Source organism: Buttiauxella sp. B2, from assembly GCF_006376615.1.
Taxonomy (GTDB): Bacteria; Pseudomonadota; Gammaproteobacteria; order Enterobacterales; family Enterobacteriaceae; genus Buttiauxella.
The window spans coordinates 86762-106574 of sequence record NZ_VEXQ01000015.1 but is presented as its reverse complement, the minus strand read 5'-3'; the positions used below and the strand labels follow the sequence as shown (position 1 = coordinate 106574).

The 19813-nt window shown below is 50.2% G+C and carries 23 protein-coding genes and 1 riboswitch; of the genes, 3 read left to right on the top strand and 20 right to left on the bottom strand.

Going from position 1 to position 19813, the window contains the following annotated elements; translation table 11 throughout:
* Nucleotides 1-3: 3 nt before the first annotated feature.
* The 15 genes from FH968_RS16510 to FH968_RS16440 are packed head-to-tail and all read right to left on the bottom strand — an operon-like array spanning nucleotide 4 to nucleotide 11773.
* Nucleotides 4-681 (bottom strand): energy-coupling factor ABC transporter transmembrane protein, encoded by a 678-nt coding sequence (locus FH968_RS16510; protein WP_139881513.1) that lies wholly within the window; start codon nucleotides 679-681, stop codon nucleotides 4-6.
* On the bottom strand, nucleotides 668-949 hold the full coding sequence (locus tag FH968_RS16505; RefSeq protein WP_139881511.1) for an energy-coupling factor ABC transporter substrate-binding protein: 282 nt from the start codon (nucleotides 947-949) through the stop codon (nucleotides 668-670). The genes FH968_RS16510 and FH968_RS16505 overlap by 14 nt, the downstream gene beginning before the upstream one ends.
* 1 nt (nucleotide 950) lies before the next feature.
* Entirely contained in the window at nucleotides 951-1682 is a 732-nt protein-coding gene (cbiM, locus tag FH968_RS16500) for a cobalt ECF transporter S component CbiM (RefSeq protein ID WP_139881509.1), read from the bottom strand.
* A 3-nt stretch (nucleotides 1683-1685) separates the two neighbouring features.
* Entirely contained in the window at nucleotides 1686-2399 is a 714-nt protein-coding gene (locus tag FH968_RS16495) for a cobalt-factor II C(20)-methyltransferase (protein ID WP_139881507.1), read from the bottom strand.
* Nucleotides 2396-3193 (bottom strand): sirohydrochlorin cobaltochelatase, encoded by a 798-nt coding sequence (locus tag FH968_RS16490; RefSeq protein ID WP_139881505.1) that lies wholly within the window; start codon nucleotides 3191-3193, stop codon nucleotides 2396-2398. Before FH968_RS16490 ends, FH968_RS16495 begins: the two co-directional genes overlap by 4 nt.
* Entirely contained in the window at nucleotides 3193-3981 is a 789-nt protein-coding gene (locus tag FH968_RS16485; protein WP_139881502.1) for a cobalt-precorrin-6A reductase, read from the bottom strand. Before FH968_RS16485 ends, FH968_RS16490 begins: the two co-directional genes overlap by 1 nt.
* Nucleotides 3978-4703 (bottom strand): precorrin-3B C(17)-methyltransferase, encoded by a 726-nt coding sequence (locus FH968_RS16480; RefSeq protein ID WP_139881500.1) that lies wholly within the window; start codon nucleotides 4701-4703, stop codon nucleotides 3978-3980. Before FH968_RS16480 ends, FH968_RS16485 begins: the two co-directional genes overlap by 4 nt.
* Nucleotides 4697-5758 carry a cobalt-precorrin 5A hydrolase gene (cbiG, locus tag FH968_RS16475; RefSeq protein WP_139881498.1) on the bottom strand — a complete coding sequence of 354 codons (1062 nt, stop codon included), beginning with the start codon at nucleotides 5756-5758 and terminating at the stop codon, nucleotides 4697-4699. Before cbiG ends, FH968_RS16480 begins: the two co-directional genes overlap by 7 nt.
* Complete coding sequence (locus tag FH968_RS16470; protein WP_139881496.1) at nucleotides 5739-6512, bottom strand: cobalt-precorrin-4 methyltransferase; 774 nt, start codon at nucleotides 6510-6512, stop codon at nucleotides 5739-5741. The genes cbiG and FH968_RS16470 overlap by 20 nt, the downstream gene beginning before the upstream one ends.
* Complete coding sequence (locus tag FH968_RS16465; protein ID WP_139881494.1) at nucleotides 6505-7074, bottom strand: decarboxylating cobalt-precorrin-6B (C(15))-methyltransferase; 570 nt, start codon at nucleotides 7072-7074, stop codon at nucleotides 6505-6507. The genes FH968_RS16470 and FH968_RS16465 overlap by 8 nt, the downstream gene beginning before the upstream one ends.
* On the bottom strand, nucleotides 7064-7666 hold the full coding sequence (locus FH968_RS16460) for a cobalt-precorrin-7 (C(5))-methyltransferase (RefSeq protein ID WP_139881492.1): 603 nt from the start codon (nucleotides 7664-7666) through the stop codon (nucleotides 7064-7066). Before FH968_RS16460 ends, FH968_RS16465 begins: the two co-directional genes overlap by 11 nt.
* The gene (gene cbiD / locus FH968_RS16455; protein ID WP_139881489.1) at nucleotides 7660-8796 is read right to left on the bottom strand and encodes a cobalt-precorrin-5B (C(1))-methyltransferase CbiD; all 1137 of its coding nucleotides are present in this window, start codon (nucleotides 8794-8796) and stop codon (nucleotides 7660-7662) included. The genes FH968_RS16460 and cbiD overlap by 7 nt, the downstream gene beginning before the upstream one ends.
* Nucleotides 8793-9425, bottom strand: coding sequence for a cobalt-precorrin-8 methylmutase (locus tag FH968_RS16450; RefSeq protein ID WP_139881487.1), 633 nt, complete (start codon nucleotides 9423-9425; stop codon nucleotides 8793-8795). The genes cbiD and FH968_RS16450 overlap by 4 nt, the downstream gene beginning before the upstream one ends.
* Nucleotides 9426-9434: 9 nt before the next feature.
* Nucleotides 9435-10394 (bottom strand): adenosylcobinamide-phosphate synthase CbiB, encoded by a 960-nt coding sequence (gene cbiB / locus FH968_RS16445; protein WP_139881485.1) that lies wholly within the window; start codon nucleotides 10392-10394, stop codon nucleotides 9435-9437.
* Nucleotides 10391-11773: a cobyrinate a,c-diamide synthase gene (locus FH968_RS16440; RefSeq protein ID WP_139881483.1), complete on the bottom strand. Its 1383-nt coding sequence runs from the start codon at nucleotides 11771-11773 to the stop codon at nucleotides 10391-10393. The genes cbiB and FH968_RS16440 overlap by 4 nt, the downstream gene beginning before the upstream one ends.
* Nucleotides 11774-11875: 102 nt before the next feature.
* Nucleotides 11876-12058, bottom strand: a riboswitch (cobalamin riboswitch).
* Nucleotides 12059-12244: 186 nt separating this feature from the next.
* On the opposite strand from FH968_RS16440, the gene FH968_RS16435 reads away from it, so the two are divergent.
* Nucleotides 12245-13105, top strand: coding sequence for a GHMP kinase (locus FH968_RS16435; protein ID WP_139881481.1), 861 nt, complete (start codon nucleotides 12245-12247; stop codon nucleotides 13103-13105).
* 134 nt (nucleotides 13106-13239) lie between these two features.
* Here the strand turns inward: FH968_RS16435 and FH968_RS16430 are convergent, their stop codons facing one another.
* The 5 genes from FH968_RS16430 to FH968_RS16405 form a co-directional block, all read right to left on the bottom strand.
* Nucleotides 13240-13560 carry a DUF496 family protein gene (locus FH968_RS16430; RefSeq protein ID WP_064512128.1) on the bottom strand — a complete coding sequence of 107 codons (321 nt, stop codon included), beginning with the start codon at nucleotides 13558-13560 and terminating at the stop codon, nucleotides 13240-13242.
* A 156-nt stretch (nucleotides 13561-13716) separates the two neighbouring features.
* Entirely contained in the window at nucleotides 13717-14775 is a 1059-nt protein-coding gene (locus FH968_RS16425) for an FUSC family protein (RefSeq protein WP_139881479.1), read from the bottom strand.
* A gap of 131 nt (nucleotides 14776-14906) precedes the next feature.
* Entirely contained in the window at nucleotides 14907-15377 is a 471-nt protein-coding gene (gene sbmC / locus FH968_RS16420) for a DNA gyrase inhibitor SbmC (RefSeq protein ID WP_139881477.1), read from the bottom strand.
* Nucleotides 15378-15573: 196 nt separating this feature from the next.
* The gene (gene dacD, locus FH968_RS16415) at nucleotides 15574-16740 is read right to left on the bottom strand and encodes a serine-type D-Ala-D-Ala carboxypeptidase DacD (protein WP_139881475.1); all 1167 of its coding nucleotides are present in this window, start codon (nucleotides 16738-16740) and stop codon (nucleotides 15574-15576) included.
* A 763-nt stretch (nucleotides 16741-17503) separates the two neighbouring features.
* Nucleotides 17504-17743 (bottom strand): DNA polymerase V, encoded by a 240-nt coding sequence (locus FH968_RS16405; protein WP_139881473.1) that lies wholly within the window; start codon nucleotides 17741-17743, stop codon nucleotides 17504-17506.
* A gap of 472 nt (nucleotides 17744-18215) precedes the next feature.
* Here FH968_RS16405 and FH968_RS16400 point away from each other — a divergent pair, with 472 nt between their 5' ends.
* Both FH968_RS16400 and FH968_RS23670 read left to right on the top strand, forming a co-directional pair.
* A complete protein-coding gene (locus FH968_RS16400) occupies nucleotides 18216-19235 on the top strand; it encodes an acyltransferase (protein ID WP_139881471.1) in 1020 nt (339 codons plus the stop codon).
* A 398-nt stretch (nucleotides 19236-19633) separates the two neighbouring features.
* Nucleotides 19634-19783 carry a hypothetical protein gene (locus FH968_RS23670; protein WP_189389166.1) on the top strand — a complete coding sequence of 50 codons (150 nt, stop codon included), beginning with the start codon at nucleotides 19634-19636 and terminating at the stop codon, nucleotides 19781-19783.
* Nucleotides 19784-19813: the final 30 nt, after the last annotated feature.

The window sequence follows — 19813 nt, the reverse complement described above, 5'->3', positions numbered from 1 at the left end:
TTCTCACAGGTGGAAATCACCCTGGTAAAGTTTGACGTCCAGCGTCGTGACCATTTGTTGATAACGAAGCAGCACGCGTGAAAACAGCATGCTAATCAACATGGCCAACGAGCGGTATCCGCCCGGCAACGTACGATAACCGAAACGCAATGACTGAGCACGGTGAATGGCCTGCGCTTCATCTAACAGGATAAAAATAAAACGCCAGGTGAGCAGGATTTGTTCAGTCAGCAAACGTGGCACCCTTGCGCGTTGCAGCAGGATAATCAATTGTGGAAATGGCAGATTCAGCACCAGCCAGTAGGTTGCGGCCAGTGCAGCAAGGCTGCGCCAGAGGGTTTGATTCGCCATCGCCATCCCTTGAGCATCAATGCCTACATAAAATGAGCCGATCGGCACACTCCACAACAAGGATTCAGCCTGGTGTGCGGCACTAAAGATAATCGTCACGACACCTACCAGCAGAAAACCCAGCGGCACCGCCAGCCATTGCAGATAACGCAATGGGCCAACGCGCAACAACCAGCAGGTGAAAATCGCAATAATCAGCAGCAAAAGCGCCTGCCCCCAAGAGGGAAGCACAAATGCCAGGACCATCATCGTCAGATACAATGCGAATTTACGCAGCGGTGAAACACGACACCAGCGGCTTTGGTAACTGAGTTTATCAATCCCCAGCATGGTCTTCGCGTCGGCCCCGGTAGAAGCCCAAAATATAGAAAATCACCGCCGTACCCATTGAACCCTGCAGGGTAAACAACAGGCTCTCAATTTCACCGCTGGCAGGTTCATAAAGTGGCTGGAACCAGGGTTTGTAATCTGGCGCGACTGCAAGGATCTGGCCCTCAGCCTGATCGTCGGAACCGCCATAGTCGCCGCCATGAGGAATAAAGAAAGGCACAATCATCAATCCCACCACCAGGGAGAGCAAAATCAGGGTCTTTTTCATGTTATTGGCTCCTGGCAGGAAGCAGTTGTCGCTTCGTAAGCTGGTCGTAAATCATTACCGTCAGCAGTCCTTCGGCAATCGCAATCGGGATTTGCGTCAGGCAGAAAATGCCCATGAATTTCATCGAAGAACCGGTAATACCAAAGTGTGGGTCGGGGAATGCCACACCAAGCTGTAACGAGGTGACAAAATAGGTCGTCAGGTCAGCAATCATCGCGCACAAGAACACGCCAACGTCACGGCGAAAACCTGCTTTACACGCCAGTTTCCAGACCAGATAACCCACAATCGGGCCAATCACCGCCATCGACATGCCGTTTGCACCTAACGTGGTCAGCCCACCATGCGCCAGTAACAACGCCTGGAACAACAGCACGATTGCACCCAAAACTGCCACCACACCCGGCCCAAACAGAATTACCGCCAGCCCAACACCCGTTGGGTGCGAGCAGCTTCCAGTCACCGACGGGATTTTTAGCGCCGAGAGAACAAAAATAAACGCACCGCATAACGCCAGCAGTACTTTTTGGTTGCTATCGTGCGCAACGATTTGGCGCAAACGCACCAGTCCGACATACAAACATGGCAGGAACAAAATCCACCACGCCAGCGCCCACATTGGCGGCAGGAAACCTTCCATGATGTGCATAGCAAAGGCTTCTTGCGGCACGATGAGCAACAACATCCCCATGCCCAACCCACTTAACGAGAGTTTTTTAAGTAATTTCTCCATGATTTAACCTCGATGACTCCACTGTTTGTTAACTAAAATGGTCGAGAAATAGGGCAGTTTTTGATCATCTGGTACCTCATCAAGATGACGCCAGCACTGCTCACCTGGTAATGTTGCTTCCGCCATTAATAGCGCGTGGCCGATAAGCCCGAGATGTTGGAGCAGGGCCTTGATCTGTGCGAAACGCCCGTAGACTTTCATCAACACCACACAGTCATGCGAACGTAAGGCCTCAGTCAGGGCATGATGCGAAGCAGTGCAAGACATCACCGCCAGCGACTGCTGCTCCATAGCCAGAGGTAGTTGTGCACGTGAGGCAATGGCGGCAAAAGAGGTGACGCCAGGGACGATTTCCAGCCACTCCGGGTTGCCAATCCGCGCCAGCAAAAACACCCAGGTGCTGAATAACATTGAATCGCCCAGCGTGATAAAACCGACCTGCTTGCCCTGCTCCACTTCGTGCTGCAAAGCGGCAGCAGTTTCATCCCATACCTGCGCTTTTTCGTCGTTATCCGCACTCATTGGGAAGTGGCAAGTACGCACTTCGGTGGTGTCGTTGAGGTATTCGCGCACAATCGAAAGCGCCAGGCTATCACCGCCTTTGCGGCCTGCCGGTGCAAACAGCACATCCAGCTTGCCAATAATACGTGCCGCACGAACGGTGATCAGATCACTGGCACCAGGGCCGGTGCCAAGGGCATACAAACGGCCGCTCATACTGTTACCTCAGCATTTGATTTTTCCAGGGCACGCTGTAAATGGTTAACGAACATGGCGCGAATTTGCGGGTTTTCACCCAAACCTTGTAACCAGGGCTGTGCGTCGATACCCGCTTCATGCAACTGCGCTTTCCATGAGCCTTCTTCGTCAGACGCCATGTCATTAATCGCATGGTCACCCGCCACCAACATCAGCGGCATCAAATGGACTTTGCACACCTTTTCTCGCAGCAAGCCACTCAGGATTTGGTCAATTTCCGGATAACTCTCAACCGCGCCAACGCGTGCCGGAATTTGGCGTGCCGCCATGAGATGGTCAAGACAGGCATAAGCGGAAAACGCATGATGGCTGGCACCGTGGCCCATGAACACAACACGTTCGTCGGGCTCCAGTGGTGGCATCTGGCTTTGCAACGCACTGAGCAGCAGCTCGTAGTCATTGAAATCACTCAGTAACGCATTACCCAAAACCAGGCGCTGGAAAAGATGGCTGTGCGCCTGTACTTCACGGGCAATTTTTTCGTATTCATCACCGTTTATTACGTGCAGCGATTGCACCGCCACGTCCTGATAACCCAGCCTGGCCAGGCGAAGCAAGGCTTGCGCAGGTGAGTCTATGTCCAGATTATCGCGGCTTTTTAACTTGCGAATAATCATACCGGAGGTAAAAGCGCGGAACAGGTCGCGGTCAGCAAAAGTGCTGGCGAGTTGATCTTCGCAAGCAACAATGTTTTTGGTACAGGTATCGTGGTAACTGGTGCCAAAACTGATAACTAACAGGGCTTTTTTCATTATTTCCTCTCTTGCAGCCAACGTGCTACACGGTGATTAACGTCTTCACGGCTTTGAAGCAGTTCAGGGCCAAAAACCTGCGCTTGCGGGCGCGTCACAACGACACACGGGATACTTTGCTCAAGCGCGGGATTGACCTTATCGAGATAGCCGCCTTCCGCACCGGACTCTTTGGTTATCACCACGTCGGGCGAGCACCAGGCGTACATTGTGGCGTTGAAATCGGCGCTAAACGGGCCGCGCAACGCAATAATATTGTCCACGCCCAGCCCCAACGCTTCGCACTCAGCAATCACTTCGCAGGTCGGCAACACGCGCACTAGCAGAGTTTTACCAGGCAAACCTTGTTGATACGCCGCCAGCTCTTTACTGCCTGTGGTCAGCAACACGCGTGGGCCGTAATTCCGGGCCACCGCACATGCGGCTGGCAGGCTGGGAACTTTATGCAGCAACGGGTGTTCCAAATCGTTAAGCTCGCTGCGGCGCTGGTAACGGCTGAGTGTCACGTCCGCATATTTGCAGGCGTGGGTAATATTGCGACTCAGGAGCTCGGCATACGGATGCGAGGCGTCAATCACCCACCGCACTGCATTACTCACCAACCAGTCAGCAATTTCATCGCTGTCGATACGCCCGACACGGATCTTGCCGTTGATGTTGCCCGCAAGCGCCTCCCCCACCGCGGTCGCCACCGACAAGGTGTATGAAATGCGCTGCTCATCGAGAATTTGGCAGATAAATCGCGCATCACTGGTTCCACCAAACACCAGCACTTGCGGCTCACTCACAGCTCATAGCCTCGTGGAGTAATCATTAAACCGTCGCGCACAAAAGTCGTCTTGTTACCGACAATCACCAGGCTCGTCATATCGACCGGCTCAAAGTCCATCTCATCAAAAGTGGTCAGCCATTTTTGTTCTTTTTTACGCCCGGCAGCTTTCACCACGCCAACAGGCGTTTGCGGGTGGGTAAATTCGCTCATTAATTCGAATGCACGCGCCAGATGCCCTTCACGGCCACGGCTGCGCGGGTTGTAGAAGCAGATAACAAAATCAGCCGACGCCGCCGCAATAATGCGTTTTTCGATAACCGGCCACGGCGTTAACAAATCGCTAAGGCTGATATGGCAGAAATCGTGCATCAGTGGCGCACCCAGTAATGATGCGGCGGCGATACTGGCAGTGATGCCAGCAACCAGGCGCACTTCAATATCCAGTTGCTGGCTGGTGACCAGTTCCAGCACCAGACCTGCCATACCGTAAATCCCGGCATCGCCACTGCTGATTAGCGCCACTTTATGCCCGGCCTGTGCCAGTTCAATAGCGGTTTGGCAGCGTTCAATCTCTTTGCACATACCGGTTTTGATCACCTGTTTGTCGCCCGTTAATGGCTTCACCAGATGGGTATAGGTTTTATAACCGACGACAATTTCAGCTTCTTGCAGGGCAGCAATGGCTTCCTGAGTCATCATGGCTTCGCTACCAGGGCCAATGCCAATTACCGTTAACATTTGTCTGAAACTCCTAAAGTTATTGTTACGCCTTGCTCACGCAGGGTGTTGCCAACCAGATTCCCGTTGCTCATCAGCCACGCAGCCGGTTGCGACACACTGCCAACGCCCACGGTCAGGCGCACAAATTCCGACGACGGAAATCGCTGCTCGTGTTGGGCAAGTTGGTCAACGTCAAAAAGTTTGAACGGGATTTGATGACGCAGTACCAGTTCAAGTAACGCAGGTTCATCTTGTTTGAGGGTCACGCTGCCTATTGCACTGAGCGCCAGCGAGTCAAAATTATTCTCCGCCAGTTGCTGACTCAGAAGCGTAGCCACTGTTTGTGGCGAGGTATCGCGGCGACAGCCTATTCCGGCGACCACGCGTTTAGGCACCAGCTTATAAAGTGGGATGTTTTGCGGCGGCAATTCTGCACGCAACGTCACGCATACCAACGCATCAAGCTCTGGCAGTACCGCGAGATTATCGATAGGGACAAAACCGCGAGTGTCGTAACACTCAGCGTTTTGTGCAAAATCACGGTCCCACCACAACCCAACGCGCTGCTGGCTTACCAGCATTTGGTTAATAGTTTTCACCGTCTGGCGAAAATCCAGCGTAGTCGCGTTAAGTTTTGCCGCCAGCGTATCAAGTGCCGCCAGTTGGTTTACGTCGGTTGCGGTAGTTATCACGGGATCGGCATTTAACAGCTCGGCAAGATGGCGAGTTAGCGCATTGGCACCGCCCATATGCCCCGAAAGCAGGCTGATAACATGCTCTGCGCGCTCATCCATTACCACGATTGCCGGGTCTTGCAACTTGTCACACACTAGCGGCGCAATCACGCGCACCACAATTCCAGTCGCGGCGATAAACACCAGCGCAGAATACTGGCTAAACGCCTGTTCTACGGTTTGTGCGAAGCTGCCACCGAAGGGAATAAACCCCGGTTGCAGCAGCTTTTCACTGGTAAAACAGGTCAGTGGTAATTTGCTGCGCAGCCGTTGTGCTAGCGCAACACCGCCGGGGGTCAGGCAAAACAGAGCAATCGACTCAGGCCTTGCGGTATTCATGGCTGAATCCTGCGTCGTAGAGTTTGGAGTAGTGATACTCCTCGCCAAGAAATGCCCCAACCATGATCAGCGCTGTTTTACGGATCCCCGCTTCACGCACTTTTTCTGCGATATCCGTAAGCGTGCCACGTAATTCCTGGCAATCAGACCAGGTGGCTTTGTAGACCACCGCAACAGGCGTGTCCGCAGGGTATCCCCCTTCAATCAGACGCTCCGCCACGCGATGAATACGCTGCACCGAAAGAAAAATAGCCATCGAGGTTTGGTGTCTGGCGAACGATTCAAGCTGTTCGAGCGGCGGCATTGGCGTGCGGCCTTCGATGCGCGTAATGATCAGGCTCTGTGACACTTCCGGTACGGTATATTCCACGCCAAGTTGCGCGGCGGCTCCCAAAAATGCGCTTACGCCCGGTACGGACACGTAGCCAATTCCGAGTTTAGTGAGCATCTCACCCTGTTCGCGAATTGAGCCATACAACGAAAGATCACCGGTTTGTAGGCGCACCACCAACTTGCCCGCTTTGATTGCGTTTTCCATCAGCTCAATAATTTGCTCAAGGTTTAGCCCGGCGCTGTCGTGGCATTCAGCCCCCGCCTGGCAGTAATCCAGCAGCTCAGGGTTGATGAGTGAACCGGCATAAATCACCACTTCTGCCTGCTGCAAGATGCGATAGCCCTTCAGGGTTATCAGCTCTTTGTCGCCAGGGCCTGCGCCGACGAACCAGACTTTGCGGGTATCAAAAATTTTAGTCATCGCTTCCTTCCTTGAGGCAAGAAATCAGATAGGTGGGATTGTTCGGTTTGAAGTAGTGCCCACTGCCAAGCGTTGCGAGGTTTGCCACTTGCAGTTGCAGACAGTCAAAATCGCGGATTGCGCACTGCTCAAGGTGGGTTAACGCGCAGGTTAAGTTTTCAAGCAGGATAAAGGTCATGACCAGACGCCCGCCTGGATGCAAATGTGCCAACGACCAGTCGATGAGTTCGGTTAACAGCCCGCCGCTACCGCCGATGAATACCGCATCGGCCAACACGGTCAGCCCTATCGGTGCGTATCCACTGATAATCTCAACGTTCGGGCAGGCAAACAGCTCACGGTTTTCAGCCATTAGCGCTAGCGCGTCTGGATTGCGTTCAATCGCCATCACCTGCAATTGCGGATAGCGCATTGCCGCTTCAAGCGACACGCTGCCGGTGCCAGCACCAATGTCGATAAATCGCTGCGCGTTCTGGAGCTGCAAACGCTCCAGTGCCTGAGTGCGTACTACTTCTTTGGTCATCGGCACGCGTGCGCCACGTAAAAAAAACTCATCTTTCATTGAGGATAACCACCACGTTCATCGCGTAGCTTCGCGCCACATCAGCAGCACGCAGGCAATGGATTCGTTCATCTGCAGACGAGAGATTCTCGCCAATAATAAGCGTTGAATTTAGGCCTCGAGCCAGCAACGCCTGGGCGATGGCATATGGCCCGATGTTTTTGTCTGTCACCATTGCCACTTTTTGGTGCGCGGCAATCGCTTGAAAATCCGGTTCACGTCCATGACTGCTGGTTATCCATAAGTCGTTCATATCGACCGCCGCTTTCGCGCACAGGTATTGAATCGAGCTAATGCCAGGAATAATGCACAGCTGTTCTGGCGTGAAGTTTGCTACCAGGCGTTTACCGATGCCGTAAACCAGCGGGTCACCGGAAGCCAGCACCACCACGCGCTGATTGATACGCTCATGAAGCCAGAGGATTAAGCCGTCAAGATCAGCGTCCAGCAGACGTGTTTCACCACTAAATTCAGCAAAAAGTGCCAACTGGCGAGCTCCACCGACCAGAATGTCAGCGCTATCAATCGCGCTACGTGCCTGAAAGGTCAGGTATTCCGTGTCACCCGGGCCAATGCCTACTACGGTTAGCATCGCAATGCCTGCGCAATATCAACCACGGGGCGGCTGCTGCCTAAAATCTGGTTATCAAACGAGAATAAAATGGCGTCGCATTTTGGTGGGGATTGGGTAAAGCGCAGCATTTCGTCGACTCGTTCGCAGATGCGGCAGGCCAGGCGCTCGAATACGCCAAGCCAGCCCTGTTCGGTGATGATCTCAAGCGCGGCCTCGGTGGTGTCGCACTGGCTTACGGCTTCCAGTAGCGCAAACGGTGCACCCATTAATGCCAGATGAGCGACCAGTGTTTCCATGCGCCCATCAGCAATGTGGCTGTGAGTGTGGAAAATTCCGGCGGCAACTTTTACCAGCTTGCCTGGGTGACCAATCAGAACGATATGGCGATATTCCAGCCGCACCGCTTCCTGAATCATGTAGCCGACGAAATTGCTCATCGTCACTACGCATTCGCTATCCAGTTGCAGCTGTTCGCGTACAAAACGTTCGCCGTGGTTGCCAGGCACCAGAATCACTTTATCCAGCCCGGCGGCACGCTTCATTTCCAGCTCAAGTGCGAGCGAGCGCTTCCAGCTTTCTTCAGACATTGGCATCACAATTCCGGTGGTGCCAATAATAGAAATACCGCCCAAGATACCGAGGCGATGGTTATAAGTTTTCTTTGCCCGCGCCTCACCTTCCGGTGCAAAAATTTCAATTTCAGCGCCACGGTCAGTGCCGATAACTTCACGTACTGCGGCCTCAATGGTCTGACGTGGCGTGCGGTTAATTGCAGATTCACCCATCGGTAAACCAATGCCTTTGCGCGTCACGACACCAACACCCGTACCACCATGAAGCCGGATAATGCCGCTGTCGTTCAGCTGCACGCGGGCGAAAATAAGCATGCCGTGCGTAGCATCAACGTCATCACCGCCGTCTTTACGAATCGCCGCAGTTGCCTGCTGCCCTTCAATAATTGGCATTTCAACATTGAGGTGCAGCGTGACACCGGACGGCGTCACAATTGAAACCTGGTCAATCACGTTTTGGCGCAAAACCATCAACGCTGCAACTTTTGCCGCAGCAGTGGCACACGAACCGGTGGTGTAACCTTTACGGTACGCCTTGCCTTTATGCCAGACGCAGTCGGCGTGTTGCTCGCTCACGCTACCTCCCGCAAGCGGTAAAGTAGAGCATTGACGATGGCAGCAGCCACATTGCTACCGCCTTTACGTCCACGCGCAGCAATCGCAGGCAAGCCGCTTTCAACCAACGCTTCTTTGGATTCTTCAGCACCAACAAACCCTACCGGCACACCGATAACGGCTGCCGGTTGAGCGCCTTTTTCCAGCAATCGAAACAGTGCGGTAGGTGCGTTGCCAAAGACGAAAACCTTCTCGCCCTCTTCTTCCAGCGCGAGATCTACCGCGGCCATAGAACGGGTAATGCTCTGCTCTTTGGCATGGGCGACCACACGCGGGTCGCTGATAAAACAACGACAGCTACAACCAAATTGTGCCAGTAGCGTTTTATTAATCCCCGATAACGCCATAGTGGTATCGGTGTACAAAGTGCATCCACGCTGCAAGCTTTGGCTTAGCTGTTCGATGACATCCGGCGAAAACCACAGAATATCCAGCCACTCAAAATCGGCAGTGGTATGGATAACGCGCTTGATCATCGCTTCCTGAATGGCATCGTTAAAACGGTATTCTGGGTGCTCAGCGGCAATAATCTCGCTGATGATTTCAAAGCTGTGTTGCTCAATAAGCTGTGGTTGTTGCAAGTAATTCATCGGGTGTCCTTAAGCTATACCAAGCGCCAGCCAGCGCAGTGCGGCGAACAGCAGCAGAGCAAACAGCGAGGCCAACATCATCAGTTGAATGGTGCGAGTGATGTCTTCAAGGGCGATGCCGCGCTGCTCATCCCCCATCCAGGGTTTTTCTACCCGTTCGCCAAAATAGTTATTTGGCCCGCCGAGGCGGATACCCAGCGCACCCGCGACCGTCGCTTCAGACCACGCACAATTTGGGCTACTGTGCTGATGGCGGTCGCGCCAGCCGACAAGCAATGCCTTGCGCGGATTAGCTCCGAGAAACCAGGCTGAAATGCTTAACAATAGCCAGCTCAGACGGGCGGGAATAAAGTTAGCAGCGTCGTCCAGGCGTGCACTGACATAGCCAATAGCGCGGTATTTTTCAGTTTTGTAACCGACCATCGAATCGAGGGTATTGATAGCTTTGTAGGCCATTGCCAACGGGGCACCGCCTATTAACAAGAAGAAGAGTGGTGCAATCACGCCATCGACGCTGTTTTCAGCCACGGTTTCGACTACCGCGCGGGTGATTTGCGGGCGTTCCAGTTGGGAGGTATCACGCCCAACAATCCATGATAGTTTCTCGCGGCTTTCGGCGAGCGTTCCCTCTTTCAGTGCACGATAAACCTCCAGTGCCGCATCACTCAGGCAGCGCGCTGCAAGGACGGTATAAATCATCCACACTTCGACCAACCATCCGAGCCACGGATGCACGAGACTTGCGACATGCAATATCCCCCAACTGACACCCCAAGTTGCCCCAACCACTACCAGCCATAACACACCGCCGCCGATTTTTAGAGCACGGTCGCTTTTGCAAAACCGACGCACTACGCGCTGCGTAACGGTGATGAGATTGCCAATCCAGCGCACCGGATGTGGCCAATGTGGCGGGTCGCCAAGCCAGTAATCCAACAACCACGCAACGCCCCAGGCAAGCAATGTCATAGGTTTCCCCTCGCAAGTGTTAACCAGTGATTAAGCAAATCTGGGCGTTGAGCGAAATGCACATGCAGATAGCTGGCAAAGGTCGCCTGGTGCTGAACACCACCCTGCCAACGCGAAACGGCGACACTATCTCGCCATTTACAACAGTCGAAAGCGGCAGGTAATGGGCTGCTGAAATCCGAGTAGTGAAATTCGTGACCACGCAGTGTTTCGCCTTTTCTGGCAAGCAATGTGTCGTGCAAAGCTGTTGCCTCGCAATAACCAAAGCGCGTCAACCGTTTACCCATTTCGCTGTGACCTGGCAGCACGCCACACATTGCGTGAGTTTCACTTTCACCATCGGTAAGAGACTCCCCCAAATACATCAACCCACCGCATTCGGCATACAGCGGGATGTGTTGTTGATGGGCTTTGCGCAAGGAGTCGCGCATCCGAACGTTCGCGGCGAGTTTTGCGGCATGGACTTCGGGATACCCCCCGCCCAGCCAGATCATCTGGCAATCAGGGAGTTTTTCGTCATGCAGAGGGCTGAAACGCTGGATTTTCACCCCGGCGTGTTCAAGCATTTCGAGGTTATCCGGATAGTAAAAATTGAAGGCTTCGTCTTCAGCGAGTGCCAGCGTTAGCCCATCAGCTAAAGCGGCATCAGGAGGTGTTGGCGCGTCACCTTCGGGTAGTGAATTCAGGTGAGATAAAGACAGCAGCTGATCGATGTTGACCGTTTTCTCAATCTGTTGCGCGAGAAGTGTCCAACGTTCATCCTTCGGTGTCTGCTCTTGCGCCGGGACCAGCCCAAGATGGCGTGAGGGCAAAGCCACATCCGCCATTGCTGGCACGCGGCCCAGAACCGGCAGCCCGCAATAACGCGTGATGGCATCGGCAAGCAATTGATAATGGCTGTCGCTGTTAACTCGATTGAGAATCACACCCGCGATGTTTAGCGTCGGGTCAAATCGCTGGAAACCCATTACTGTAGCAGCGATGGAGGTGGACACAGCTTTGCCATCCACCAGCAAAATCACCGGGCAGCCGAGCTGTTTTGCCATTGCAGCGCTGCTGCAATAATTTGGGTCAGTTCCATAACCATCGTACAGCCCCATCACGCCTTCAATTACCGCGATATCCGCATGTTGCATCTGTTTTGCAAACAGACCATTGAGGGTTTGAGTGGGCAGCATAAACGCGTCGAGATTACGGGAAGCAATGCCGGTAACCGCGCTGTGCCAGCCGCTGTCGAGGTAATCAGGGCCGATTTTGAAAGGTTGAACGCGCAGACCGCGCTGCATTAGGGCGCGGAGCAATCCTAGCGTAACGGTTGTTTTACCGCAGCCGCTGCTGGTTCCTGCAATGACGAATGCGTGTTTCGCAGCCCTTGCCATAGTTGCCTTATAAAATTCGGCAAAGAGAGGCTGTCAGCGCACGCGTGCGCACCCCTGAGGCTGCACGCATCTGATGACAACTGGCTTCCCACCGAAGGAGTTGTTAAGGATTGGCTGACAGGTCGGTCTTCTGGCTTAGCGTCATTCTTACCCGCCCTTCCCAATCTTGAGATCAGTGGTTACGCGGGTTCGTCGGCATCACAGCAGCGGGGGCTGCGGGGGATTGTCACCCCCTTCCCAGCCACGTTTATTCACGTGGCATGAACGAGTCAGTTGTCGATAAATTTTTAAATTCATCGGCTAAATGAATATATAAAAACCAATACAGTGTAAAAGCTAATAGATACTGAGTGTTGCGCTATAACAATTTTTACTGATTTTTTAGGTCTTGAGTTGTAATGGCTGTCGCAAACCGCTGTGCTATTATCCCGCGCTTGCAATACAAAATCAGAATGGAGGGTTGCCAATATTATGGCTGAAGCACGCTGCCCGGCATCATGCGGCGAATTCATTCAGGGATGGATTGACGGCGGCGAGAAGCTGGTGTCATGCCCGATAGACTGGTTTAGCACCGTTAACGTGTGTGAAAGCGCTATGTCATACGACGAACGCCCACGCATGCGCCAGATGCTGGAGCGAGTCGTCGCTCATTTTGGCCACCCGGCTTCGTTCGCAAACAGTCTCAGCATTTCGCTGGAATCAACGATTCCAGTTGGTAAGGGGCTGGCGAGTAGCACCGCTGATATTGCCGCCACCGCAGTTGCGACTGCGCGTCATTTGGGTCAAGAGCTAGATGAACCTACGCTTGCTACTTTATGTGTGCAAATAGAGCCAACGGACAGCACCGTTTTTCGCAAGCTCACATTATTCGATCATCTTAACGCTCAGGTTCAGATTGCCTGCCCGATGGTACCCGCACTGGAACTGCTCCTGCTGGAAGGTAACACCACGCTGTTGACCGAGGATTATCATCGCCGCAATCGAGAACCCACGTTGATCAGCAGTGCAGAGGTTCTCGATAACGCCTGGCTTCGCCTACAACGCAGTTGCGAACAACAAGATGTTCGGTTATTAGCTGAGGCCGCTACGCTGAGCTCAGTAGCCAGCCAGCAGCTTTTAGAAAAACCGATGTTTAACGAGCTGTTATGCCTGGTTGAAAAGTTTGATTTATACGGACTGAACGTGGCGCATAGCGGCAGTGTGGTGGGATTGATGCTTGATAGCAGCAAACATGATTATCAGAAAGTAGTCTGGCAGATAAAGAAGCTAGCCATTGATGTACATTACCCAAAACAGCATCTGGTGACGATGATTGAAGGCGGTGTGCGCTAACTCTGGGCGAAAAAAAACCGCCTGGTCGGCGGTTTTTCAGAATAATTTGCCTCTACCCTAAATAATTCGAGTTGCAGGTATGCGGTAATTGAATGTAGCCAGCCCCCCTTGCAGCTCGAAGAATGACGGCTATATTATTCGGGCTTGATTTCGCCCATTACTTTGAGCTTTTTGGAAATTTCACGACGCTCTTTGGACAGTTCAGCATTCTTGATGATGTAGTCATCAACACGGTCTTCATAGTCAGTTTTCATGCTGGCGATGATGCCCTGGATAGCCTCGATGCTCATGCCTGGCTTAATGTAGTCGCTCAGGTTATCAAGCAACAGAACGCGTTTTGAGTTATCACGGATCTTTTTCTGAACGTCCTGGATTTCACGTTGCAGTTTGTTTTTACGACGAAACAGACGAACAAATTCAAGCACGTCCTGGAAAGAAGGTTTGGTTGGTTCCATTTTTATACCCCTGCTAATTTCATACTCGGATTCGTTAAAGCATCCGCCATAAGATTACCTTAATGGTAGAGGCGGCTGCTGGCGATTAGTATCTTCCGCTATCTTAACCTCAATTGATGCTGAATCGAAACCAGCAATTCGCATCAGGTTACGCAATTATTTACGTAACGCGCGACAGATCAACTGTGACAGCAATTCTAATTGGCGGGCAAGCTCAAGGCTAAGCCATACATAGCCATGAATCGGCGTTTCCTGAAGTTTCCCGTTTTGCCCATCTTGCATCAACTGACGCAGCTCGCTGACAATTTCGGTCAGTTTCTCGTTATTTGCGGAAATCGGTGATGGGTTGCCATCACGAAGTGCCAACGCTATAGCGCCAAGGGTGCGCTGCGTCATCTGCTGCGTATCGCGCAAGGTATGCGCATTAATCATCAGGAAGTGGCTTTCTCTTGATGCCCAGTAAGCATTGATTTGCAACTCAAGCGTACATACCATGTTACGGCTAACCGTTTGTATCGCTTCAAAAATAGATTTCTGAATGTGAGTTTCTTTGCTGCTCGGCCCGATTAGCGCACGCATTCTCACTACATCGTTCAGCACTTGATGCAAGTGCTTTTCCAGGCGCGGACGTTCTAACAGGTTAGGCGAAAAACCGGCGTTATAAACTCGACCAAAGGACGTGACGAAATTCGCCATTTGAATACGCCAGTGGATAAACGCCCGTTGTGGGTAAATGCTGGTGAACAACATCGCCAACAGTGAACCAAAGATAACATCGCCACTACGCCACATTGCAATTTCCATATCACCGGCTGGCGCGCCAACGACTACCGCAAGGGTGATGCCAATCAGCAGAGCCTGATACGGATGTTTACCCAGCGCCAGGTAGCCGCAAATAAACATCGCTACAGCGCACCACACTAACATCAGTGGCAAAGAAAAGAGTTCAAGCCGCAGGGCAATAAGCCCCATAGTGGCACCACAAATGGTGCCGCCGATACGCTCAAAAGCGCGAGGTACTACATTGCCCCAGAAGGAGATTGGCCCCATCACAACCACGAGTGTGATTAATGGCCATGTACCTTCCGGAACTTTCAGAAGATGAACAATCAGAAAGGTAAGAACAAAAGCAAGGGCGATGCGAATACCGTGCACAGTACGGTATTTACGATAAACGCGCAGCTCAAAGGGGCTTAGTGATTTGTCGGGTCGCACTCCCGGCTCTCCTGAACACAAAAGCGTGATTGTACCAGAGTAATCACAAACACCCGAAAAGCTGCTTTCCGGGTGTTTGGTGTAGATCAATTCAGGCTGTGATTTATTTATTGCAATTTATAGAATTGTTATTAGCTTTTACTGGCAACCGAAATAAACATATCTACTTCCCACACACCGCTTTCTGAACCATCATTCAAATAATGCTCGAAGCACGGTTTCCCGGTTATCTGGTAACGTTCATCCGCCAGCAGACTATCAAAAAACAGGTTCCACGGCTTCGCAAAATCGCCGTCGTCAACGCGGGCACGAGCAACAGCATATTGCCCACCTTCGATGCGGGTAACGATGACGCCTTCACTGTTTTCCGGCACGGTAAAGTTTTCAGCAACGGAGACGACCGTGTCGCAACGTAGTTTTTCCGCAGGCACAACGTCGGGGTTGTCGTAATAAACCGCCAGCCACTCTTCGCCGACAATTTTATGCGATTTTACCCATAAGGAGAGCTGTTCAAACCCCTGATGAACTGTTTGTTCCCACGGCCCCACCATATGAAAACCCGCTACTTTCCGCTCACGAACTTGTTGTAAGTTAAATTCCATATGACCTCCTGACTCGGCTAGAAATACTGTATATTTATACACCACACTATTGCAGGGAGACAATCCTTTGCCAGGGTGATGTGGTTACTTTGCGAGCAAGATCGCTATTCGCATATCTTTCGCCTGTTGATTTTAGTACAGGTAAAAAAAACGGGCCGACTTTGACCGTCGACCCGCTTCGAACTCACAACATGAATTACAGTTTGTGGCTTAGATAATCGCTAAATCGTGACCATGCACTGCCCTTTTTGACGCTACCCAGCGTCACCAATGGCCAATGTGCAATGAGCTTATCGCGATCAAAGAGTTCAATTTCACCGACGTGTTGATTTGCTGCAATGGGTGCTTCCATATCCTGGCTATCGAGAACATATTTGGCTTTAATGTTAGGGACTTCCGATTTTGGCAACGCCATAAATACATCTTGATTGGTGCCGACTTCTACAATCTTTTTATCGCCATACCAAATCGTTTCTGTTCCAATTTTTCGCCCTTTGTGCAAAACCTGCACAGTATCGAAATTATCCTGGCCCCAGTGCAGTAATTTACGCGCTTGATCTTCGCGCCCTTTCGGGCTTTCAGCGCCCATTACAACGGCAATTAAACGGCGCTGCCCATCTACACTTGAAGCGATAAGATTAAAGCCAGCGCTTGCGGTATGGCCCGTTTTAAGACCATCAACATTGAGCCCTTTATCCCACAACAAACCATTACGGTTCTGTTGGGTGATGCCGTTCCAGGTGAGGCTACGTTCTCTGTACATATGATAAAATTCAGGTTCACCATGGATAATAGCGCGTGAAAGTATCGCAAGATCGTAGGCGGAGCTGTGTTGGCCTGGCGCATCAAGGCCGTGCACCGTTTCAAAATGGGTATCGCGCAAATTGAGTTGCTGCACGTATTTATTCATCATCGCCACAAACTGTGGCTGCCCGCCAGCGACGTAATCAGCTAACGCGACACAGGCATCGTTACCGGAGTCAATGATCAAACCACGGCTCAGGTCATGAACTGATAGTTTGTCACCCGCTTTTAGAAACATTAGCGATGAACCTTCAAAAACCGGATTGCCTTTTGCCCAGGCATCTTTACCCACGGTGACAATATCGTTTGCCGAAATACGCCCGCTATCAATGGCGCGATCAACCACATAGCCCGTCATCAGCTTGGTGAGGCTCGCCGGGTTGCGTCGCACATGCTCATTTTGCGCAGCCAGTATTTGCCCGGTGGTGTAATCCATCAATACCCACGACCCGGCCTGGATTTGTGGCTGTGGTGGTGCATTAATGAAAGTGTCGTCGGCAAATGCGGAGTGAGCAGTAATTGACAGGAGTGAACAGACAGCAAACAGACGGATCTTCAACGATATATCCTCAGTAACAATATTTTCAGCCGCCCGTTTTACTGGAATTTGTGACTCTTTTCGCTATTAAATTGCAAAAAATTATAAATACAGATGATTCCATGCGGATATTGAATGCTTGGCTTGGTGATGCAGGCACCTTATTAATGGTTTACCATGGCAGCAGCCGTATCAGACAACGAAGATAGACACATGGAGAGAGTTTTAGTGGTATTTCAGTTTAGTAACAGTATGTTAAAAAACACTCAAGGGCGGGAGTAAACCGTGGAAAAGTCAACGCAACAACCTACCTTCCTCTTTCATGATTATGAAACAACCCCATCAAACCCGCGCCACGACTGAAACTAAAAACTATAACTATATATTTGGTACGCAATTTGGTACGCACCATCAATAATGATGCAGTGGTGGGCGGACTGGATTGATGCCGGAGTTAATGCTTGGTCACACCGGAACATCATTTTCATCCACCCGGTTTATGTAAAACGTAACCCGCCCTCTGACCGTCACATCCTCAAGAGCCTAACCCTCTATCGTTTCACCATCTTCCGTTATCAGCGGCCCCCCATCACCTTTGCAAGTTCACTACGCCCGTCTGCATGAATCAGAATGGTAGAGCCCTGGGTGCACGGCAATGACTTGTCTACCACTACAAACCCCGAACACGTTTCCATGATTATTCTGTTTGCGCTTATATTGCAGAAATCATTAATGTTGAGTCGCCGTTCAGTGTAATCAGCTGCCGGAGAAGGAAATCCCATATTTACCTCACGTATCCCATGTTCATCAAAAAGTAGTCTTTGTCTTCACCTTCATGATCGGTGTAGTCGCGGAATGAGCCTCGGTAATAAGTAATCCACTCGTTGGCCTGCCTGAGCGACCAAAAGTGATTGAGCTTATTAAGCTCGGACACAAAGTCTCGCGTGGAAATAATCTGCCCGCGCTCAGGGTCGAATTTGATAGCGCACTTGAATGCGATGATGATGTCACTGCGCCGCGGCATGATCCCCCCTTCAATTAAACTGTATTTATATACAGTATTTTTTATTGAAGAGCAGATCAAGCGAACCAGCCACGCTGACTTTCACTGATGTGAGCTGGAGAGATTAAAGGACTTTATTGATGAAGGGATTACGCGTTGTGTAAATTTTTAATGAAAGTACGCTAAGAGTTATCCCGCAACGGCTCCCATTTAAAACTGAGCCCGCAGAAAGACGATGTACGATTAATAGCAATGATTTTACACAGGGTGAATCGCTTCCTGGCGTGGTTTTGAATTGTTCTACGCTAAATTTTTGCCACTTAACCTCCCATTACACCTTAAGCATCCAACAAAAAAACTGCCTGAGGAAGGTTCATAAGTATATTGTTTCACATTATTGAGATTTTTTTAATATTTAGCTTCCACTTAAAACGAAACTCTATGTTAAAATGGCATTATTCCTTTTGTAAAAATGTTCTCAGAGTAGAAACGCATGAATGAGAGAAATAACTCTTTTGACCTAATACGCCATGTTGCTGCTTACATGGTTTTATTTTCTCATCACTTTATTCTTTCGGGTTTGCATGAGCCAATTTTTCTAAAATGGGAGACTTTGGGCTCAATTGCTGTTGCTATATTTTTCACTATATCAGGTTACTTGATGCCTAGAAGTTTCAGTGGTTCAAGTAACTTCTTAGCGTTTATGAAAAAGAGATGTAATAGAATATTTCCAGGGCTTATCGTGTGTTCATTTGTAATGTACTTTGGCATTGGCTTTTTCTTTAACACTGCATCACCATCTGATTATATTTCATCAGGAGATGCATTGGTGAAAACCTTACGAAACTCCGTCTTTATACAAGAACAAATACATGGCGTCTTCTCTAATTTTAAATACAAAGATATTATAAATGGAAGTCTATGGACGCTGCCGATAGAATTTGTTTGTTATATAATTATTGGATTCTTCCTTTCCATTAGTAACTCATGGAAATCACCATCCATTCTTTTATTAATTGCTATCATTGCAACAATTGCTATAAATTACCAGGCTGAATTGTATGCCTATTATGCGGTACCATTTAAATTTTTAGCTTTGTTCATGATACCGTTTTCTACCGGAGCCTTATTATCCATGACAAGATCCGCATGGTGGAATTATAGATTTAATTTTTTAGCAATTGCTGCCTTGATGCTAGTAGCAGCTTCTGGAAAACCAGAAATTCAAATAATCGGTCTACTTTGCGTATCACTAATAACAGTTATGATTGGCACTATCTTTAATGAAAAAATAATCCACAATAAATTTGACATTTCCTACGGAGTTTACATTTACGCATTCCCAGTGCAGCAGATAATAATAAACACATTTAACATCACTTTCTACTCCAGCATGTTCGTGTCAGCAACAATAACTACTATTATTGCTATTGCATCTCATAAGTATATTGAAAGTCGATTCACAAGAAGACATAAGCACTTAGAGAAAGACATACATATTAGTCACATTTAATTTAAAGGGAGGTAATCACCCTTATAATATATCACCTTTTCTCTAACCGTTTAATCATAGGAATTGCTGTCTGAATTAAAAGATAATCCAAACTGGCCGCGGTTCATTCTGAATATCGTTACATATGCAGTCATTGCCTGCGTAGCTGAATTGCCAATCTAAACAACCATAAATGACTGTTGTAGTGATAAGGAAACAGGGTGTGGATGACATCATGACGCGGGTCATCATGCCACTAACGACGGCTGATATATGGCAACAAACCGTATCGACTCGGGGCTTGCACGATGCATAGCGTCCATTTATGGCACACTGCCGCTGGCCCTTAGGGGAGTACGGGCATAAATTATACTTTGCCATGAGGTAGTGATTATTCTTGAGCCGGTAAAGGGGTCGGAATGGATAAAACCGGGACTGGTGGTCAATTGATGCTTTCCGGTGCGGTGGATATGTCGACCCCTTTCACCGCTTTGATGTACGCCATACACTCAATTTTGCCTTGTCATCATCGCTCCCCAGCGACACCTCTGTACGCCAGTCGGTTGTGATGCCTTTTTGGTTTATTCCGTTACCGAGCA

What these genes read in the sequence shown, in the direction of transcription:
- FH968_RS16510 (WP_139881513.1), bottom strand. Translation starts at nt 681, where the DNA reads ATGCTGGGGATTGATAAACTCAGTTACCAAAGCCGCTGGTGTCGTGTT.
- FH968_RS16505 (WP_139881511.1), bottom strand. Translation starts at nt 949, where the DNA reads ATGAAAAAGACCCTGATTTTGCTCTCCCTGGTGGTGGGATTGATGATT.
- cbiM (WP_139881509.1), bottom strand. Translation starts at nt 1,682, where the DNA reads ATGGAGAAATTACTTAAAAAACTCTCGTTAAGTGGGTTGGGCATGGGG.
- FH968_RS16495 (WP_139881507.1), bottom strand. Translation starts at nt 2,399, where the DNA reads ATGAGCGGCCGTTTGTATGCCCTTGGCACCGGCCCTGGTGCCAGTGAT.
- FH968_RS16490 (WP_139881505.1), bottom strand. Translation starts at nt 3,193, where the DNA reads ATGAAAAAAGCCCTGTTAGTTATCAGTTTTGGCACCAGTTACCACGAT.
- FH968_RS16480 (WP_139881500.1), bottom strand. Translation starts at nt 4,703, where the DNA reads ATGTTAACGGTAATTGGCATTGGCCCTGGTAGCGAAGCCATGATGACT.
- cbiG (WP_139881498.1), bottom strand. Translation starts at nt 5,758, where the DNA reads ATGAATACCGCAAGGCCTGAGTCGATTGCTCTGTTTTGCCTGACCCCC.
- FH968_RS16470 (WP_139881496.1), bottom strand. Translation starts at nt 6,512, where the DNA reads ATGACTAAAATTTTTGATACCCGCAAAGTCTGGTTCGTCGGCGCAGGC.
- FH968_RS16465 (WP_139881494.1), bottom strand. Translation starts at nt 7,074, where the DNA reads ATGAAAGATGAGTTTTTTTTACGTGGCGCACGCGTGCCGATGACCAAA.
- FH968_RS16460 (WP_139881492.1), bottom strand. Translation starts at nt 7,666, where the DNA reads ATGCTAACCGTAGTAGGCATTGGCCCGGGTGACACGGAATACCTGACC.
- FH968_RS16450 (WP_139881487.1), bottom strand. Translation starts at nt 9,425, where the DNA reads ATGAATTACTTGCAACAACCACAGCTTATTGAGCAACACAGCTTTGAA.
- cbiB (WP_139881485.1), bottom strand. Translation starts at nt 10,394, where the DNA reads ATGACATTGCTTGCCTGGGGCGTTGCGTGGTTGTTGGATTACTGGCTT.
- FH968_RS16440 (WP_139881483.1), bottom strand. Translation starts at nt 11,773, where the DNA reads ATGGCAAGGGCTGCGAAACACGCATTCGTCATTGCAGGAACCAGCAGC.
- FH968_RS16435 (WP_139881481.1), top strand. Translation starts at nt 12,245, where the DNA reads ATGGCTGAAGCACGCTGCCCGGCATCATGCGGCGAATTCATTCAGGGA.
- FH968_RS16430 (WP_064512128.1), bottom strand. Translation starts at nt 13,560, where the DNA reads ATGGAACCAACCAAACCTTCTTTCCAGGACGTGCTTGAATTTGTTCGT.
- sbmC (WP_139881477.1), bottom strand. Translation starts at nt 15,377, where the DNA reads ATGGAATTTAACTTACAACAAGTTCGTGAGCGGAAAGTAGCGGGTTTT.
- FH968_RS16405 (WP_139881473.1), bottom strand. Translation starts at nt 17,743, where the DNA reads ATGCCGCGGCGCAGTGACATCATCATCGCATTCAAGTGCGCTATCAAA.
- FH968_RS16400 (WP_139881471.1), top strand. Translation starts at nt 18,216, where the DNA reads ATGAATGAGAGAAATAACTCTTTTGACCTAATACGCCATGTTGCTGCT.
- FH968_RS23670 (WP_189389166.1), top strand. Translation starts at nt 19,634, where the DNA reads ATGGATAAAACCGGGACTGGTGGTCAATTGATGCTTTCCGGTGCGGTG.